Origin of the sequence: Protaetiibacter mangrovi (genome assembly GCF_024752305.1) — a bacterium.
GTDB classification, from domain to species: Bacteria; Actinomycetota; Actinomycetes; order Actinomycetales; family Microbacteriaceae; genus Homoserinibacter; species Homoserinibacter mangrovi.
The window spans coordinates 552,262-570,487 of the sequence record NZ_JANTHX010000008.1; the positions used below are offsets into that span (position 1 = coordinate 552,262).

General features: G+C 73.3%; 17 protein-coding genes and 1 tRNA gene. 10 read left to right on the forward strand and 8 right to left on the reverse strand.

Annotated features, from left to right (window positions below; genetic code table 11):
• Window positions 1-53: 53 nt before the first annotated feature.
• From NUH29_RS14050 to NUH29_RS14070, 5 genes are read right to left on the reverse strand one after another with little or no spacing between them, the layout of a single operon-like run.
• Complete coding sequence (locus NUH29_RS14050; RefSeq protein WP_258799863.1) at window positions 54-482, reverse strand: hypothetical protein; 429 nt, start codon at window positions 480-482, stop codon at window positions 54-56.
• An 8-nt stretch (window positions 483-490) separates the two neighbouring features.
• Window positions 491-1,918: a dihydrolipoyl dehydrogenase family protein gene (locus tag NUH29_RS14055; RefSeq protein WP_258799864.1), complete on the reverse strand. Its 1,428-nt coding sequence runs from the start codon at window positions 1,916-1,918 to the stop codon at window positions 491-493.
• A 24-nt stretch (window positions 1,919-1,942) separates the two neighbouring features.
• Window positions 1,943-2,731 carry an arginase family protein gene (locus tag NUH29_RS14060; RefSeq protein ID WP_258799866.1) on the reverse strand — a complete coding sequence of 263 codons (789 nt, stop codon included), beginning with the start codon at window positions 2,729-2,731 and terminating at the stop codon, window positions 1,943-1,945.
• 46 nt (window positions 2,732-2,777) lie between these two features.
• Window positions 2,778-3,461 carry a COG1361 family protein gene (locus NUH29_RS14065; protein WP_258799868.1) on the reverse strand — a complete coding sequence of 228 codons (684 nt, stop codon included), beginning with the start codon at window positions 3,459-3,461 and terminating at the stop codon, window positions 2,778-2,780.
• Window positions 3,445-4,056 (reverse strand): SigE family RNA polymerase sigma factor, encoded by a 612-nt coding sequence (locus tag NUH29_RS14070; protein WP_258799869.1) that lies wholly within the window; start codon window positions 4,054-4,056, stop codon window positions 3,445-3,447. The genes NUH29_RS14065 and NUH29_RS14070 overlap by 17 nt, the downstream gene beginning before the upstream one ends.
• Window positions 4,057-4,291: 235 nt before the next feature.
• On the opposite strand from NUH29_RS14070, the gene NUH29_RS14075 reads away from it, so the two are divergent.
• Window positions 4,292-5,584, forward strand: coding sequence for a choice-of-anchor Q domain-containing protein (locus NUH29_RS14075; protein WP_258799870.1), 1,293 nt, complete (start codon window positions 4,292-4,294; stop codon window positions 5,582-5,584).
• A gap of 21 nt (window positions 5,585-5,605) precedes the next feature.
• On the opposite strand, the gene NUH29_RS14080 is transcribed toward NUH29_RS14075, so the two are convergent.
• The gene (locus tag NUH29_RS14080) at window positions 5,606-6,712 is read right to left on the reverse strand and encodes a glycerate kinase family protein (protein WP_258799871.1); all 1,107 of its coding nucleotides are present in this window, start codon (window positions 6,710-6,712) and stop codon (window positions 5,606-5,608) included.
• Window positions 6,713-6,722: 10 nt separating this feature from the next.
• A tRNA-Arg gene (locus NUH29_RS14085) sits at window positions 6,723-6,798 on the reverse strand.
• 53 nt (window positions 6,799-6,851) lie between these two features.
• Between NUH29_RS14085 and NUH29_RS14090 the strand changes: the two genes are divergently transcribed.
• Window positions 6,852-7,652 (forward strand): transglutaminase-like domain-containing protein, encoded by an 801-nt coding sequence (locus tag NUH29_RS14090; RefSeq protein ID WP_258799872.1) that lies wholly within the window; start codon window positions 6,852-6,854, stop codon window positions 7,650-7,652.
• 10 nt (window positions 7,653-7,662) lie between these two features.
• On the opposite strand, the gene NUH29_RS14095 is transcribed toward NUH29_RS14090, so the two are convergent.
• Window positions 7,663-8,256 carry a DUF3558 domain-containing protein gene (locus tag NUH29_RS14095; protein ID WP_258799873.1) on the reverse strand — a complete coding sequence of 198 codons (594 nt, stop codon included), beginning with the start codon at window positions 8,254-8,256 and terminating at the stop codon, window positions 7,663-7,665.
• A gap of 83 nt (window positions 8,257-8,339) precedes the next feature.
• Here NUH29_RS14095 and argS point away from each other — a divergent pair, with 83 nt between their 5' ends.
• The 8 genes from argS (at window position 8,340) to rho (ending at window position 18,224) form a co-directional block, all read left to right on the forward strand.
• On the forward strand, window positions 8,340-10,001 hold the full coding sequence (gene argS / locus NUH29_RS14100) for an arginine--tRNA ligase (RefSeq protein ID WP_373317464.1): 1,662 nt from the start codon (window positions 8,340-8,342) through the stop codon (window positions 9,999-10,001).
• 1 nt (window position 10,002) lies between these two features.
• Entirely contained in the window at window positions 10,003-10,800 is a 798-nt protein-coding gene (locus tag NUH29_RS14105; RefSeq protein WP_258799874.1) for an LmeA family phospholipid-binding protein, read from the forward strand.
• Window positions 10,797-11,240: a hypothetical protein gene (locus tag NUH29_RS14110; RefSeq protein WP_258799875.1), complete on the forward strand. Its 444-nt coding sequence runs from the start codon at window positions 10,797-10,799 to the stop codon at window positions 11,238-11,240. Before NUH29_RS14105 ends, NUH29_RS14110 begins: the two co-directional genes overlap by 4 nt.
• 96 nt (window positions 11,241-11,336) lie before the next feature.
• Window positions 11,337-12,770, forward strand: a complete 1,434-nt coding sequence (gene lysA, locus NUH29_RS14115) for a diaminopimelate decarboxylase (RefSeq protein ID WP_258799876.1) — start codon at window positions 11,337-11,339, stop codon at window positions 12,768-12,770.
• Entirely contained in the window at window positions 12,771-14,102 is a 1,332-nt protein-coding gene (locus NUH29_RS14120; protein ID WP_258799877.1) for a homoserine dehydrogenase, read from the forward strand. It begins immediately after the preceding gene.
• An 8-nt stretch (window positions 14,103-14,110) separates the two neighbouring features.
• Window positions 14,111-15,211, forward strand: a complete 1,101-nt coding sequence (thrC, locus tag NUH29_RS14125) for a threonine synthase (protein ID WP_258799879.1) — start codon at window positions 14,111-14,113, stop codon at window positions 15,209-15,211.
• On the forward strand, window positions 15,208-16,146 hold the full coding sequence (gene thrB, locus NUH29_RS14130; protein ID WP_258799881.1) for a homoserine kinase: 939 nt from the start codon (window positions 15,208-15,210) through the stop codon (window positions 16,144-16,146). Before thrC ends, thrB begins: the two co-directional genes overlap by 4 nt.
• 56 nt (window positions 16,147-16,202) lie before the next feature.
• Window positions 16,203-18,224, forward strand: coding sequence for a transcription termination factor Rho (gene rho, locus NUH29_RS14135; protein ID WP_373317465.1), 2,022 nt, complete (start codon window positions 16,203-16,205; stop codon window positions 18,222-18,224).
• Window positions 18,225-18,226: the final 2 nt, after the last annotated feature.

Genomic DNA, 18,226 nt, shown 5'->3' on the forward strand with positions numbered 1-18,226 from the left:
GGGAGGAGGCGAAGCCCGGCCGCACCGGCCGACGAGAGTCGCCCACCCCCGCGCTACACGTACCCGCCCTCGCGCAGCCCCGCCTCGACCTCGAAGCGATTCGTGCGGGCAACGAACCCTGCGGCGAGGTAGAGCACCGGCATGCTGAGTCCGTAGTGCCGCCATTGCCGCATGTGCACCGCCTCGTGCTGCAGCACCCGGTCGGCGACGTTGTCGCGCGTGAGGTACACGGCGCCGATCGTCGTGCCGCCGCGTCCGAACGCCCAGCGGGGGAGTCCCTGGATGATGTGCAGCCCGTGGCCCGAGCGGTGCCGGCCGATCAGCACGGTTCCCCAGACGAACGCGCATCCCGTCGCGAACCAGTAGCCCGGTCGCGCGACCGCCGGCCACAGCAGCGCGCGCCGCAGCCCCGGGACCGCGACAGCCCCGCGCACGAGGGCTGCGGCGGCGCGCTCCATCCGGCCCGGGTTCTCGGGTCGCACCGGGGCGATCATGCTGTCCCGGGTCGCCCGAACTCCTCGAGCCACCGCAGCCACACCTCGTTGAGCGTCGGGTATGCGGGCACCGCGTGCCACAGCCGGTCCAGCGGCACCTCTCCCACGATCGCGATCGTCGCCGCCTGCAGCAGCTCGCCGACATCCGCGCCCACGAAGGTCGCGCCCACGAGCACGCCGCGATCGACGTCGACCACCGCGCGCGCCCGGCCACGGTAGTCGTCGGCGTACACCGTCGCCCCCGCGAGCCAGGAGAGGTCGTAGTCGAGCACGCGCACGTTCACGCCCGCCGTCTCGGCGGCTGCGGCGGTGAGTCCCACCGAGGCGACCTCCGGATCCGTGAACGTCACCTGGGGAACGGTGCGGTGGTCGGCGGTGGCCACGTGCGCCCCCCAGGGCGCGTCGTCGACGGGGCGACCCGCGGCGCGGGCCGCGATCACGTCGCCCGCCGCGCGCGCCTGGTACTTGCCCTGGTGGGTGAGCTTCGCACGTCCGTTGACGTCGCCCACGGCGTACAGCCAGTCGAATCCCTCGACCCGCATCGTGTCGTCGACCTCGATGCGGTCGCCGGCGGCGAGGCCCAGCTCCTCGAGCCCCAGGTCGCGGGTGCGTCCGACTCGACCGGTTGCCACGAGCACCTGCTCGGCGAGGATGCGCGTGCCGTCGTCGAGCGTCAGCACCGCGTTCTTCTCGGCACGGTGGGCGTCCACCACCTCGGTGTCGGTGAGCACGCGCACGCCCGCCGCCTCGAGACCCTCGCGCACGAGCTCGACCGCGAACGGCTCCTGGCCGCCGAGGAGGCCGCGCCGGGCGACGAGGGTGACCCTGCTGCCGAGGCTCGCGTAGGCGGTCGCGAGCTCGCATCCGACCACCCCGCCGCCGAGCACGGCGAGCGTCGGCGGCGCCTCGGATGCCGAGGTGGCGTCGCGCGAGGTCCACGGGTCGAGCTCGGCGAGTCCCGGCACGTCGGGGAGCACGGGCACCGAGCCGGTGCACACGGCGACCGCGTGACGGGCCACGAGCTCCGTGGTCGAGCCGTCGGATGCCGTCACCACCAGGCGCTTCGGGCCGACGAACCGCGCGTGCCCGCGCAGCAATCCGATGCCCGCGCCGTCGAGCCAGTCGACCTGCGAGGCGTCGTCCCGGTGGTGCGTGATGCGATCGCGTCGGCGGAACACCGCGCGCGGGTCCAGCTCGCCGGTCACCGCCTCCGCCGCACCGCCGACGGCCCGCGCGGCGCGCAGCGCCGACCCCGCGCGCAGCAGCGCCTTCGAGGGCATGCACGCCCAGTACGAGCACTCGCCGCCGACCAGCTCCTCCTCGACGACGACCGTCTCCAGCCCGCCCTGACGGGCCCGGTCGGCGACGTTCTCACCGACCGTCCCCGCTCCGATCACCACGACGTCGACCTCGCGCACGTTCATGTGCCGAGCGTAGGCGGCGGGCGGCTATCCGCGCAGGGCCGCGATGAGACGCAGGATCGTCGGCGCGTCGTCGACCGCCTTCTCGGCGGATTCGGGTGCGAACGAGGCGATCGTCGCGCCCGCGAGCGGCAACCGGGCCACGAGCGCCCTGACGGCGGCGACGAGCTGCGTGGCGGAGACCCCGAACGGGATGGGCTCGAGCAGACCGTCGAACTCGGCCGGGTCGAGCACGTCGAGGTCGATGTGCACGTAGACGCGGGTCGCACCGGTCGCCGCCACGGCATCGGCGAAGGCCGCGGCATCCGCGAGTGCCGCGACGTCGACGGAGGCGATCCCGCGGGCGCCCGCGAACTCCTCCTCGCCCGGGTCCCATTCGCGCGCCCCGGCGACGACCACGCGCCCCGCGTCGACGACGCCGTCCTCCACGAGCGAGGCGAGCACCATGCCGCCGAACGCTCCGGAGGGCGAGGTGCCGGGCGTGTTGAGGTCGGGATGCGCGTCGAACCACACGAGCGCGAGGTCGGGGCCGGCGGTGTGCGCGACCGCGGCCGACGACACCGAGCAGTCGCCGCCGATGACGATCGCCGCATCGTCGAGCTCGCCGAGCACGTCTCCGAGCCGCTCGCGCACGAGCTGCAGCGAGCCGAAGCGCGCGATCCCCGTGCCCTGCTCGTCGCCGGCCTCGAGCGGCACCGCGACCTCGCGGGTGGAGGATGCCGGCAGGTCCGCGCGGATCGCCTCCGCACCTTCGGCGAGACGCATCGCGCGGCTCGACGGCGAACCCTGCCACTGCGGGACGACGACGAAGGTCATGGAGGCTCCAGTCCGGCCGGCGCCGGGGAGGCGCCCGTCTTGGATCCTATTGTGCGGTGCCCACCTCGATCGGGGTGCGCCGGGACGTCGCGGTGACGGTCGTGCCGTCCTCGGTCAGGATCGGGAGCTCGACCTCGAGACCGTAGACGCCGGGAGTCAGCGCGCCCCCGTCGCAGGCGACGGCCTCGAGCGCGACGCTGAGGATCAGCTGCTCGCCCGGGGCGAGGTCGACCGGCGCCGGATCGGTCGCCGCCGCGGACCACCCCGCGAGGGCGTCGTCGGACGACAGCAGCAGCGTCGGACCCCCCGCCACGCGACCGCGCAGCGTCTGCGTGCCGTCGTTGACGAGCGTCAGCGTCACGTCCTCGCCCTGCGAGATCGCGCTCACCTCGACCCCCGAGGGCGCGGGCTCCCCGCCCCAGACCGGCGGATCGCAGACCGTCCCCGCGCCGTCCTGGGCCTCGGAGCCCGCGAACGTCGCATCCTTCTCCGACTCGGGGGCCGCCGCCGACCCCGCGGCGCTGTCGCTCGCGGACATCGTCCGGGTACCGCCGACCCCGATCGCGACGGGCACGACGATCGCGGCGACGGCGAGCCCCCCGAGCACGCTGATCGCGGCCTGCTTCGGGAGGCGCCGCATCCGCGCCCGCCGGATGATGCGGCCCGCGTCGAGCGCGCCGCCGGCGTCGCCGTCGCGCATCCGGTCGCGCAGTTCAGACTCGTCGGGCACGGTCGCCCTCCTTCGCGTCGGAAGACGGGGTGGTCCGGCGCAGCGGTGTCGTGCCGGTGCCCGGACGCGCGCCGCCGGGGCCGAGGCGGCCCTCGACCGTGCCGTCGTCGGCGAGCGCGATCGCCATCTTGGCGAGCCCGTCGCTCAGGTAGCGCTTGACCGCCCCCGAGCTGATGCCGAGGGCCTCCGCGACGTCGTCGACCTTGAGGTCGTCGTAGTAGCGCAGCACGATGCACGCGCGCTCGCGCGGGGTGAGCTTGCGCAGCTCGTCGTGCAGGTCGAGGCGCAGCCCGGTCGCGTCCTCCGCCGACGGCAGCTCGTCCGGTTCGTACTGACTCGGCGCGAGCTTGCGCCAGCGGGTGACCCGGCGTCCGCGGTCGAGCGCCGCGTTGAGGATCGCCCGTCGCACGTACGCCTCGGCACTCGCGACGGTGAAACCGTTGCGCAGCCGGCCGAAGGTGCGCACGAGGGCGTCCTGCACGAGATCGGCGGCGTCGTCGGGGCTCCCCGTGAGCAGGGTGGCGTAGCGGATGAGGGCGTCACCGCGTTCGGCGACCAGTTCGGCCACCACGCGCTCCCATCCGGCTCGTGTCACGGTTCACACCCTCCTATCTCCACAGACGCCGTGTCGAGCGGGAACGTTGGGGGACCCCGGTCGGAATCCTCGTGCGGCGATCGGTGCCCCTCGAACCGGGGGCGTTCGGAGGCGCCCGACGGCACGTTCGGCGCCACCCGCCTCGGTACCCTCGAAGCGTACGACCCGGACCACCAGTCGGCCGATCACCGCGGCCCCGTCCAGGACGTCGCCACCACCCGATCGAAGGATGACGATGCGCCGAGTTCGAAGCGTCCTGGCCGTGTGCGCCACCCTCGCCCTGGCGGGCGGGGGTGCGGTCGCCGCGGCTGCTCCCGCGCAGGCCGCGACGTTCGAGGTGACCAACCTCGCCGACAGCGGTGCGGGGTCGCTGCGCCAGGCGATCCTCGACGCCAACGCGACCCCCGGCGCCGACGTCGTTACCTTCGCGTCCGGGCTGACGGGCGAGATCGCTCTCACCTCCGGCACGATCACCGTCACGGACGCGACGACGCTCGACGGCCCCGGGGCGTCGCAGCTGACCGTCGCGGGCGACGGAACGGGTTCGGTGTTCGCGGTGACGTCCCCGGCCCAGGTCGTGTTCTCCGGCGTGACGATCACCGGTGGGGGAGGAGCGGGCTCGAACTCGGGAGGCGTCTACGTCAACAACGGCGGAGCGGACGTGACGATCCGCGACACGATCCTGACGGGCAACACCGGAACCTACGGTGGCGGGGCGTCGGCGTACTCCGGTCTGCTGCGCATCGAGGACACCCGGATCTTCGGGAACACCGCGACCGCGAGCGGCGGAGGCGTCGCGACCGCATCCTCGACCGTGTTGGAACGCGTCGAGATCTCGGGCAACACCGCGCCCAACTCCGGCGGCGGGATCTTCCTCAACAGCGGCACCCTGGTGATCGGCGACTCGACGATCTCGGGCGACAGCGCACCCGTCGGCGGCGGCATCTACCGCTTCACCGCGGGCGCGACCCTCACCGTGAGCGGCTCGACGATCGTCGGCAACGACTCGACGGACGGCACGGCCGGCGGTATCTCCGGCCCGGGCAGCAGCACCATCAGCGGTTCCGTCATCAGCGGCAATGCGAACTCCGACATCGCCGGATCCTTCGCCGTCTCGTGGAGTCTGATCGGCGACGTGCCCGGCGGCGTCAACGATCTGGGGGGCAACCTGCTCGACGTCGATCCCCTGCTGGGGCCGCTCGCCGACAACGGCGGTCCGACCTGGACGCACCTCCCGCTCGCCTCGAGCCCCGTCATCGACGCGGGCGACCCGAGCATCACGAGCTCCGCCGCCGTCGACCAGCGCGGCGAACCGCGGGTGGCACGTTCGACCGCTGCCGGTCCGGAGCGGATCGACCTCGGCGCGGTCGAGATCCAGGCCGCGCCCGCCGCGTCGCCGGAACCGGCGCCGACCGCTCCCACGCTCGCCGCGACGGGCGTCGAGCCGCTCGGGATGCTCGTGCTCGCCGTCGTCGTGCTGGGATCCGGAGCGGTGCTCCTGCGTTCCGGTCGCCGCCGCCACAGCTGAGCCGCGCCTCCGGTCCTCGGCTCACGTCTCGGAGACGGCGTTCCCGTCGGCCTCGAGCGCGAGCTTGCGCCCGGCCTGCTCCAGCCAGCGGGAGGCGTCGGCCATCGCAGCCGCGGGCGAGCCCGCCGACCGGGAGAGCGAGACGGCGCCCATGCCGGTCGCCGTCGCGCCCGCGAACGAGCCGGCGACGAGCGCTGCGGGGGTGCCCGCCGCACGTGCGCGATTCAGCACGGCGCCCACGACCTTGCCGCGGGTGGAGCTCGCGTCGACGCGCCCCTCCCCGGTGATCACGAGGTCCGCCGCGGCGACGGCGGCGTCCAGGCCGGTCAGCTCCCCGACCTCCTCTGATCCGGGGGCCAGGCTCGCGCTCCACGCCGTGCGCAGCCCGTAGGCGGTTCCTCCGGCGGCGCCCGCTCCGGGGGCATCGGGGTCGCCGCCGAGCAGCTCGGCGAAGCGTGTTAGCGCCGCATCGAGCGTGAGAACCTGGTCGACGTCGGCGCCCTTCTGGGGCCCGAACACGGATGCCGCCCCGCGGATCCCGGTGAGCGGTGCATCGACGTCGCACCAGAGCACGAGCTCCGCGGGGGCCGGGCGGAGACCGACGAGCTCGACCTCGGCGAGACCGAGCAGTCCGGATCCACCGTCAGGTACCCGCTCCCCGAATCGGTCGAGCAGCCGGGCCCCGAGCGCGGCGAGGGCCCCCGCGCCCCCGTCCGTCGAGCCCGAACCGCCGAGCCCGACGACGATGCGGCGGACGCCCGCATCCAGCACCCGCCCGAGCAGCTCCCCGAGTCCACGCGTGGAGGCGCCGAGCGGGTCGGGCGCCGCCATCCGCCAGAGTCCGACGCAGTCGGCCAGCTCGACGAGAGCACGTCCGTCGGGCAGCTCCAGCCAGCGACCGGGCGCGGGGCGGCCGTCGGCGCCCGTCACCGGCCCGGCATCGTGGAGCAGCGCGCCCGGGAGGGCCCGCGCGACCACCTCGAGGGTTCCGACCCCGCCGTCCGCCTGCGGCAGCTCGCGCACCTCGTCGTCGGGGCGGATGGCGCGCCAGCCCGCGGCGATCGCCGCTGCGGCGTCGTGCGCCGAGATCGACCCGGTGAACGAGTCCGGGGCGACGACGATCCGCATGGATCCAGTGTGGTGCCCTCGACACGATTCGAACGTGCGACTTCTTCCTCCGGAGGGAAGCGCTCTATCCACTGAGCTACGAGGGCGCGGGACTTTAGGCTATCAGCATGCCGCTCGCCCCCCTCGCAGCCACCCGCCCATGACGCCGCGACGCGAGGTGCGGTCGAGCCTCACCTTCGAGGTGCACGATCCGACCGCCTTCGTGCTCGCCGTCTCGGTCGCCGAGGGGGTTCCGACGACGGTGGAGACCCTGCGCGTCGCGCTCGACGGGCGCGAGATCCGTCCTCGTCCGCAGCGCGAGGCGCACGGCACCCGGCTCGAGCTCTTCGAGGCGACCCCGGGGGTGCTGCAGCTCGACTACACGGCGACCGTCGTGGGGCGGTCGGCCCCCGCGTCCGTCGACGCCCTGGATCCCGTGGTGTACCTGCGGCCGAGCCGCTACGTGCAGTCGGACGCACTCACCCAGCGGGCACGCGACACCTTCCCGGGCCTGGAGGGATGGCCGCTCGCTCGAGCCGTCGGCGACTGGGTGCACGACCACCTCGACTACACCCCGGCGGCGACCTCGCCGACCGGCGGCGCCGTCGAGACGCTCGACGCGGGCGCGGGCGTCTGCCGCGACTTCGCGCACGTGACGGCGGCCATGCTCCGGGCCCTCGACCATCCGGCGCGGGTCGTCTCGGTGTACGCCCCGCAGCTGGACCCGATGGATCTGCACGCGGTCGTCGAGGTGCTGGTCGAGGGTCGCTGGGTCGTGGTCGACGCGACACGGCTCGCCCCGCGCACGGGGCTGGTGCGCATCGCGACCGGTCGCGACGCGGCCGACACGGCCTTCGAGACCAACACGCTCGCCGACGTCGAGCTGCGGGCGATGTCGATCGACGCCCGCGCCGACGAGCGGCTGGTCGACGACCACCGCGAGCCGGTCGAGCTCGGTTGACCCGCTCCGCTCAGGGAAGCGCCGAGAGCACGGCGGCGACGATCGGCTCGGCGTCGCCCGGCTCGTAGAACAGCGTCGAGCTCACCACGATCCAGTACGAGCCGTCGAAGACGACCGCCTCGCCCCCGCCGCCGCCGACCGCGAAGTAGCCCTCGTCGCCGCCGTAGGTGGGCACCATCGTGCTCTGGCTGAACGTCTCGTTGGCCTTCTCGTCGAGGGCGGCCCCGTTCAGCGACGCCACGGAGATGTCGATCGTCTCGCCGCTCGTGTCGTTGCGCCAGCGGCAGACGACCCCCTCGGCGTCCGCCGCCTCGGCGGCAGGGGTGCCGGCATCCGGGGTCCACGACGGCAGCAGGCTGAAGTTGGGGTTGTAGTCGTACATCGCCTGCCCCGTGACGAGCGTGTCGCAGGGCACGTCGACGGGGGTCGAGGTGGCGTCGCCCGGGCTCGCGGTCGGGGTCGCGCTCCCGGACGGGGCGGGCGTTCCGCTCGCGTCGGCGCTGGTGCTCGGCGCGGGATCCGGGACCCCGCATCCGGTGAGCAGCACGGATGCGGCGAGCAGCACGGATGCGGACGACACGAGGGCGGGGGAGCGGCGCGACATCCCCCCATTGTCACCCCGCTCCGATCGCGGCCCGACGCGACGGGCGGGGAACCGTCAGGCTGCGGCCTCTAAGATCGAGCATCGTGAATCCCGCCGATCTCGCCGCCCTCCTGCTCGACCACGTGCGCCGTGCGGCGGCCGAGCACGGGGTCGACCCCGACGAGGTCGCGCCCGAGGACGTCACCCTCGAACGCCCCCGCAACCGCGATCACGGCGACTGGGCCTCGAACGTCGCGCTCAAGCTCGGCAAGCGCCTCGGCGTCGCCCCGCGCCAGCTCGCCGACGCCCTCGCCGCGACGCTCGTCGAGGTGGACGGCATCGCCGGCGCCGAGGTCGCCGGGCCGGGCTTCCTCAACATCACGCTCGACGCGGCCGCGGCGGGCGCGCTGGCCGAGCGCATCCTCGCCGAGGGGTCGGCCTACGGCACCGGGGTGCTCTACGCCGGTGTGCGCATCGACCTCGAGTTCGTCTCCGCGAACCCCACCGGTCCGATCCACATCGGAGGCACCCGGTGGGCGGCGGTCGGCGACAGCCTCGCGCGCCTCATGGAGGCGCAGGGCGGCGAGGTCACGCGCGAGTACTACTTCAACGACCACGGCGCCCAGATCGACCGCTTCGCACGCAGCCTGCTCGCCGCGCACCTCGGCGAGCCGGCTCCCGAGGACGGCTACGGCGGCAGCTACATCCTCGACATCGCCGCGCGGGTCGAGCAGGACTACCCCGGAGACCTGAGCGCGCTTCCGCGCGCCGAGCAGCAGGAGGTCTTCCGCGAGCTCGGCGTCACGCAGATGTTCGGCGAGATCAAGGCGAGCCTGCACGAGTTCGGGGTCGACTTCGACGTCTACTTCCACGAGAACTCGCTGCACTCCTCGGGTGCCGTGGAGCGCGCCGTCGCGCGCCTGCGCGAGCTCGGCCACATCTACGAGGCCGACGGCGCCACCTGGCTGCGCACCACCGAGTTCGGCGACGACAAGGACCGCGTCGTCATCAAGTCGGATGGCGAGCCCGCCTACATCTCGGGCGACCTGGCCTACTACCTCGACAAGCGCGAGCGCGGCTTCGACCGCTGCATCATCCTGCTCGGGGCCGACCACCACGGCTACGTCCAGCGCCTCATGGCGATGACCGCCGCGTTCGGCGACGTGCCCTACGTGAACCACGAGATCCTGATCGGTCAGCTCGTCAACCTGCTGAAGGACGGCGAACCGCTGCGGATGTCCAAGCGCGCCGGCACCGTCGTCACGATGGAGGACCTCGTCGACGCGGTCGGCGTGGACGCCGCCCGCTACGCCCTGGTGCGCAGCTCGATCGACTCGAACATCGACATCGACCTCGACCTGCTCGCCAGGAAGACCAACGACAACCCCGTGTTCTACGTGCAGTACGCGCACTCCCGCACGCGGGCGGTGGCGCGCAACGCCGAGGCGGCGGGCGTCACGCGGGACGGCTTCGACCCGGCCCGGCTCGCGCACGAGACGGAGAGCGAGCTGCTGGGCGCGCTCGCCGAGTTCCCGCGCATCACCCTGCAGGCGGTCGAGCTGCGCGAGCCGCACCGGGTCGCCCGCTACCTCGAGGACCTGGCGGGCGCCTACCACCGCTGGTACGGCGCGTGCCGCGTCATCCCGCAGGGCGACGACCCGATCGAGCCGGTCCACGCCGCCCGTCTGACCCTCAACGACGCGACCGGTCAGGTGCTGCGCAACGGCCTGGCCCTGCTCGGCGTCGCGGCCCCGGAGCGGATGTGACGTGAGCGCCGCAACCCCCACGCCCGCCGAGCTCGCGCCCCGTCGCCGACGGGCCTGGCCGTGGGTGCTGCTCGGCGTCGTGGTGCTGCTCGTCGCCGCCGGGTTCGCGATCGACGCGCTGGCGCGCGGTGCCGCGGAGGACGTGATCGCCGAGCGGGTCGCGTCGGCGCTCGACGTCCCCGAGACGACGCCCGTCGAGGTCTCGATCGGCGGGGGACCGGTGCTGTTCCAGGCGCTGACCGGATCCCTCGACCAGGTCGACGTCGAGGTCGACGGACTCGACCTCGGGGATCTGTCGGGCGACCTCCACATCGTCGCCCGCGGCGTGCCGATCGACACGAGCGCGCCCACCCGCGAGCTCACGGTGCGCCTCGCCGTGCCGGAGTCCGGGCTCGCCGCGCTGAGCCCCCAGATCACGGGCGCGACGATCGACGACGTGACGCTCGACGGCGCCGAGATCGTCGCCACCGGCAACCTCTCGGTGCTCGGACTCAGCTTCGAGCTCGGCCTCGGCCTCACCCCGTCCGCCGTCGGGGGGCAGCTCGCCTTCGACCCGACGAGCGTCCGGATCGCCGGGGCGCAGTACACCGCCGACGAGCTCCGGGCCGACCCGGTGTTCGGGCTCCTCGCCGACGCGCTGCTCCAGCAGCGCACCGTGTGCATCGCCGACGCGCTGCCCTCCGCGCTCACCGTGACGGGCCTGCGGGTCGAGGGCGACCAGCTGGTCGCCACCCTCGACGGATCCGGGACCGCGCTCGGCGGCACCGCCTTCCAGCAGAAGGGCAGCTGCGCCGCGTGAGCGACGGCGAGCCCGCCGCAGCTCCGGGGGAGCCGCCCCGGTTCGGGCGGATGGTCTGGCGCATGTTCTGGATCGAGGCCGTCGGCGGGATCGGCGTCGCCGCGATCCTCGGCGTCATCGGCACGCTGGCCGCCGACGGAGACCAGGGGCTGCTGCTGTCGTTGCTGCCCGCGGTCGTGCTCGTCGGCTTCGGGATGGCCCTGCCGCCGTTCCTGTTCGGGATGCTCAGCCTCGCCGCCGCGAGCGGGCGGCCCCGGCGGATGCGGAAGGAGATCGTCGCGGTCGTCATCGGCGCCGTGGTGGGCGGCTTCCTCTCGCCGATCATCTTCTACTCGGCGTCGCCCCTGTTCGGGATCGTCATCGGAGCGGTCGTCGCGGGCGCCACCGCGACGGGCTACGCGTTCGTCGTCCGGGCGTTCTGGCGGCGAGCGACGTCCTGAGGCCGATCCGCGCCTCGGCTACAATCGTCACGGCTTCAGGGACCAAGCCGGGTCCGCTCGCCTCACTTCCCGTTCCGACGTGCCCGTGAGGTCCGCATGACCGCCAACCCCCTCGCCCCCGGCTGGCTCGCCCACCCGGACGATGCGAACGCGCTCGCCGCCGGGGTGTGGCCGGAGTCCGCGGCGCGCACGGCATCGGGCGCCCTCGCGATCGGCGGCATCCCCGCCCCGGCGCTGCACGCCGCCTACGGCACCCCGCTCTACGTCGTCGACGAGGACGAGGTCCGCGGGCGCGCGGCCCGCATCCGCGACGCGTTCGCCGCCGCCTTCGCCCCGCTCGGGGTCGCCACCCACGTCTACTACGCGGGCAAGGCGTTCCTCTCGATCGAGGTCGCGCACTGGATGCGGGAGGCCGGTCTCAACCTCGACGTCTGCAGCGGGGGCGAGCTCGCGGTCGCCGAGGAGGCGGGGTTCGACCCGCGCCGCCTGGGGTTCCACGGCAACAACAAGAGCCTCGCCGAGATCGACCACGCGGTCGGCCTGGGCGTGGGCGCGATCGTTCTCGACAGCGTCGTCGAGATCGACCGTGTCGCGCAGGCGGCCACCCGGCACGGTCGCGTGCAGAAGGTGCGCCTGCGGCTCAACAGCGGGGTGCACGCCTCGACCCACGAGTACCTCGCGACGGCGCGGGAAGACCAGAAGTTCGGCATCCCGCTCTCCGAGGCCGCCGACGCCGTCGCGCTGATCCGCGCCCACGAGAGCCTCGAGTTCCTCGGGCTGCACTCGCACATCGGGTCGCAGATCTTCGAGTCGGCGGGCTTCGCCGAGGCCATCCGGCGCCTGCTCGCGCTGCACGCCGAGCTGCTCGCGGGCGGCGAGGTGCCCGAGCTGAACCTCGGGGGCGGGTTCGGCATCGCCTACACCTCGGCCGACGAGGTCACCCCCATCGAGCGGATCGCCGCCGACTTCGCCGTCGCGGTGGAGTCCGGATGCGCGCACCACGGCATCCCGGTGCCGGCGATCGCGATCGAGCCGGGCCGCATCATCGTGGGCCCCGCCGGCGTCACCCTCTACGAGGTCGGCACCATCAAGGACGTGCGCGTCGACGAGTCGGCCACCCGGCGGTATGTGAGCGTCGACGGCGGCATGAGCGACAACCTGCGCACCGCGCTCTACCGCGCCGACTACACGGCCCGCGTCGCCAACCGCGTCTCGGACGCCGACGCCGCGCTCGTGCGCGTCGCCGGCAAGCACTGCGAGTCGGGCGACATCGTCGTGCGCGACGACTACCTGCCCGGCGACGTGCGCCCGGGCGACCTGCTGGCGGTCGCCGCCACGGGTGCGTACTGCTGGTCGCTCGCGAGCAACTACAACTACCTCGGCCGCCCGGCCGTGGTCGCCGTCCGCGACGGGAAGAGCCGGGTGCTCATCCGCCGCGAGAACACCCACGACCTGCTGCGCCGCGACTCCGGCTACTCCTCCGGGGCCGACCAGGTCGAGGTGGAGTCCATCCATGATCGGGACAACTGAATGATCGAATACCGCAATCTCCGCATCGCCGTCCTCGGGGCGGGCTCCGTGGGCGCCCAGGTGGCGGCGCTGCTGCTGCAGCACGCCGACGAGCTCGCGGGGCGCGTGGGCGCCGGGCTCGAGCTCGTGGGCATCGCCGTCCGCGACCTCGACGCGCCGCGCACGGCCGACATCCCCCGCGAGCTGCTGACGACGGATGCGCGCTCGCTCATCCTCGGCGCCGACATCGTCATCGAGGTCATGGGCGGACTGGAGCCGGCGCGCGAATACCTGGAGCTCGCCCTCACCTCGGGCGCGGACGTCATCACCGCCAACAAGGCGCTGCTGGCCACCCACGGCCCGGAGCTGTTCGCGATCGCCGAGCAGGTCGGCGCGCAGCTGTACTACGAGGCCGCCGTCGGCGGGGCGATCCCCATCATCCGCCCGCTGCGCGACAGCCTCGCGGGCGACCGCGTGCACCGGATCCTCGGCATCGTCAACGGCACCACGAACTACATCCTCGACCGCATGGACCAGGGCGGGGATTCGCTCGAGCAGGCCCTCGCCGTGGCGACCGAGCTCGGCTACGCCGAGGCCGACCCGACCGCCGACATCGAGGGATTCGACGCCGCGCAGAAGGCCGCGATCCTCGCGAGCCTCGCCTTCCACACGGCCGTCCCGGTCGACGGCGTGCACCGCGAGGGCATCACGGGCGTCACCCGCGAGCAGGTCGCGGCGGCGCAGCGCAGCGGCTTCGTCGTCAAGCTGCTCGCGGTATGCGAGCGGCTGGTCGACCCCGAGACGGGCGCCGACGGCGTCTCCGCGCGCGTGCACCCGGCGCTCATCCCGACGACGCATCCGCTCGCCGCGGTGCACGGCGCCAACAACGCCGTGTTCGTCGAGGCCGAGGCGGCGGGCAGCCTGATGTTCTACGGGGCGGGGGCCGGGGGAGTGCAGACCGCATCCGCCGTGCTCGGCGACCTCGTCTCGGCGGCCCGCCGGCACGTCGTCGGCGGCCCGGGCGTCGCCGAGTCGACCCACGCCGACCTTCCGATCCTTCCCATCACCTCGGTCACCACGCGCTACCAGATCACGCTCAGCGTGCTGGACCGCCCGGGCGTGCTCGCGCAGATCGCCTCGGTGTTCTCGGAGCACGACGTGTCGGTGGAGGCGGTGCAGCAGTCGGTCGTCGACCCCGCGGCCGACGGTCAGGACGGGAATGCGCCCGGCGCTACGCTGGTGATCGGCACGCATCGGGCGACCGAGGCCGCGCTCGCCGCGACCGTCGCCGCACTCGCGGACAGCCCCGTGGTCGCCCGGGTCGACAGCGTGCTCCGGGTCGAGGGACTTTAAGGAAGACAATGGCTCACCAGTGGCGCGGCGTGCTGCGCGAATACGCCGACCGGCTCGACGTGACGGACGCGACTCCGATCATCACGCTCGGCGAGGGCGGCACCCCGCTGATCCCCGCGCCCGCGCTCTCCGCGCGCACCGGCGCCCGGGTGTGGGTGAAGTTCGAGGGCATGAACCCGACGGGCTCCTTCAAGGACCGCGGCATGACGATGGCGGTCTCGAAGGCGGTCGAGCACGGCGCGAAGGCGATCATCTGCGCCTCGACCGGCAACACCTCCGCATCCGCCGCCGCCTACGCGACGCACGCCGGCATCACCGCCGCGGTGCTCGTGCCGGAGGGCAAGATCGCGATGGGCAAGCTCGCGCAGGCGATCGCGCACGGCGCCGAGCTGCTGCAGGTGCGGGGCAACTTCGACGACTGCCTCGACATCGCCCGCGACCTCGCGGCGAACTACCCCGTGCACCTGGTCAACTCGGTCAACAACGACCGCATCGAGGGCCAGAAGACGGCGGCGTTCGAGGTCGTCGAGGTGCTCGGCGACGCGCCCGACTTCCACCTCATCCCGGTCGGCAACGCCGGCAACTACACGGCGTACACGCGGGGCTACAAGGAGGAGGCCGAGCGCGGCGTCACCACGAAGCGCCCCCGGATGTTCGGCTTCCAGGCCGAGGGGTCGGCGCCGATCGTGCGCGGCGAGATCGTGCGCGATCCCGAGACCATCGCGTCGGCGATCCGCATCGGCAACCCGGCGTCCTGGGAGCTCGCGCTCACGGCGCGCGACGAGACCGACGGCTACTTCGGCGCGATCAGCGACGCGAAGATCCTCGAGGCCCACCGCATCCTCTCGAGCGAGGTCGGCGTCTTCGTCGAGCCCGCGTCCGCGGCGAGCGTCGCAGGGCTCCTCGAGCGCGCCGAGGCCGGCGTGATCCCGGCCGGCTCCACGGTCGTGCTCACCGTGACCGGTCACGGACTGAAGGACCCGCAGTGGGCGCTGCAGGCGGCCGACGGGTCCGAGGTGCGGCCCACGAGCGTCGCCGTGGACGTCGACGAGATCGCCGGGGTGCTGAACCTCGCGCCGAGCGGCGCCGACGCGACGGCCTCTGCATGAGCCTCATCGGCCGCTCGGTCACGGTCAAGGTCCCCGCGACGACGGCGAACCTCGGACCGGGTTTCGACACGCTCGGCATGGCCCTCGCCGTCTACGACGAGCTCGAGGTGACCGTCCGCGAGCGCCCGGGGGCCACCGTCACGGTGGTCGGCGTCGGCGAGGGCGAGGTGCCCACCGACGAGTCGAACCTCGTCGTCCGCGCGATCGCGCACACCTTCGCGGCCCTCGGCCAGGAGCTCCCGGGGCTCGAGCTGGTCGCGCACAACACCATCCCGCACGGTCGGGGCATGGGGTCCTCCGGTGCCGCGATCGTCTCGGGCATCATGGCGGCCAAGGGGCTGCTCGAGGGCATCGTCGACCTCGACGCCGAGCGGCTGCTCGCGCTCGCCACCGAGCTCGAGGGCCACCCCGACAATGTCGCGCCCGCCCTCTTCGGCGGTCTCACCATCACGTGGGTCACCCCCGAGGGGCCGCGCTACAAGAAGCTCATCGTGCACCGCGGGGTCAGCCCGCTGGTGGCCGTGCCGCACGAGCGCACGATGTCGACCGCGCTCGCCCGCAGCCTCCAGCCCGACTCGGTGCCGCACGAGGACGCGATCTTCAACGTCTCGCGGTCGGCGCTGCTCATCGCCGCGCTCGTCCAGAGCCCCGAGCTGCTGCACGCCGCCACCGAGGACAAGCTGCACCAGAGCTACCGGGCGAGCGCGATGCCGGAGACGGATGCGCTCATCCGCATGCTGCGCGCCGACGGTCTCGCGGCGGTCGTCTCCGGCGCCGGGCCCTCGATCCTGGTGCTCGGCTCCGACCCCGCGCAGCGCCTCCGGGCCGCCGAGCTCATCGCCCAGCACGCCGAGTCGCGGTGGGAGTGCCTGATGCTCGCCGTCGACTTCCGGGGTGCTACAGTGGTGCTGCACTCGGACGACGCCGCCGCTTAGGCCGGCGCGAGGGTGCATCTCACCGGCGCTCGCCGACCGCGGTTTCCCGCATCTTCATGCAACCCGAACCGCAGCGGGCGGCGCCTCCATCCCGGGAAGTTCTGTGCCCGGGTCGAAAGGACAACCCAGTCGTGACTGACACCACCACCCCCGCCGATGTCGTGGGGGACCGCGCCGCTCTGAGCCGTCTGCGCCTGCCCGAGCTCCAGGCTCTGGCCGCCGCACGCGGCATCAGCGGCGTGTCTTCGATGCGTAAAGGAGATCTCGTGGACACCCTCTCCGAACTTCCCGGGGCGGATGACGCCGTGACCGCACAGGTCGAGGCGCCCGCCGAGGAGCAGCCGGGCGAGCAGCCCGCCGAGGAGCAGCCCGCCGCGCAGGAGGCGACCGAGGCACCCGCCGCCGAGGCCCCCGCCGAGCAGGCGGCTCCCGAGGAGCAGCCCGCGGCCGAGGCGCCCGCACCCCGCCGCGGATCCCGCCGGGCGAGCGTTCCGTCGGCCGACGCCGCCGCGATCGCCGCAGCCCTGCCGCAGGCCGAGGAGGCCGCGCAGCCGCAGCAGCGCCGCAGCGCCGCGCAGCACGCCGCCGCCGCCGAGCTCGGTCTCGAGCTCGACAAGCTGGTCCCCGCCTCCGAGCAGCAGACCGAGGGCGAGACCGAGGGCGAGGGCCAGCAGCCCAGCCGTCGCAGCCGCAACCGCCGTGGCGGCCGCGGTGGCCAGAACGGCCAGCAGCAGAACGGCCAGAACGGCCAGCAGCCCGCCGAGGGCGAGTCCGACGGGGGCCAGAACGGCCCCGCCGCGCAGCAGCAGGACGGCGACGGACGCCGCGGTCGTGGCCGCGACCGCAACCGCAACCGCCGCAGCGGCAACGTCGACGAGCTCGAGCCCGAGATCTCCGACGACGACGTGCTCATCCCCATCGCCGGCATCCTCGACGTGCTCGACAACTACGCCTTCGTGCGCACCACCGGCTACCTCCCCGGTCCGAGCGACGTCTACGTCTCGCTCGGCCAGGTGAAGAAGTACAACCTGCGCAAGGGCGACGCCGTGGTCGGCGCCATCCGCCAGCCGCGCGACGGCGACCAGCAGAGCGGCCGTCAGAAGTACAACGCGATCGTGAAGATCGACTCCATCAACGGCCGCACGGTCGAGGAGGCCGCCGACCGCGTCGACTTCGGCAAGCTCACCCCGATCTACCCGAACGAGCGCCTGCGCCTCGAGACGACGCCCGAGAAGCTCTCGACGCGCATCATCGACCTCATCGCGCCCATCGGCAAGGGCCAGCGCGGTCTCATCGTGGCCCCGCCGAAGGCGGGCAAGACCCTCATCCTGCAGGCCATCGCGAAGGCGATCGCGGTCAACAACCCCGAGGTCCACATCATGGTGGTGCTCGTGGACGAGCGCCCCGAAGAGGTCACCGACATGCAGCGCTCGGTGAAGGGCGAGGTCATCGCCTCGACATTCGACCGCCCCGCCGAGGACCACACGACCGTGGCGGAGCTCGCCATCGAGCGCGCCAAGCGCCTCGTGGAGCTCGGCAACGACGTCGTCGTGCTGCTCGACTCGATCACGCGCCTCGGCCGCGCCTACAACCTGGCCTCGCCGGCATCCGGGCGCATCCTCTCGGGTGGTGTCGACGCGTCGGCGCTCTACCCGCCGAAGCGCTTCTTCGGAGCGGCGCGCAACATCGAGGGCGGCGGCTCGCTGACGATCCTCGCGACCGCGCTCGTCGAGACCGGATCCAAGATGGACGAGGTCATCTTCGAGGAGTTCAAGGGCACCGGCAACATGGAGCTGCGCCTCTCCCGCGCGCTCGCCGACAAGCGCATCTTCCCGGCGGTCGACATCTACGCCTCGAGCACCCGCCGCGAGGAGGAGCTGCTCTCGGCCGACGAGGTCAAGATCACCTGGCGCCTGCGCCGGGCGCTCGCCGGTCTCGAACTGCAGCAGCAGCTCGAGGTGGTGCTGTCGAAGCTCAAGGAGACCGGTTCCAACACCGAGTTCCTGGTGCAGATCCAGCAGTCGCTGCCGAACGGCAACGGCGGCAACGGCAACGGCCACGCCGCGCACAAGGCCTGAGC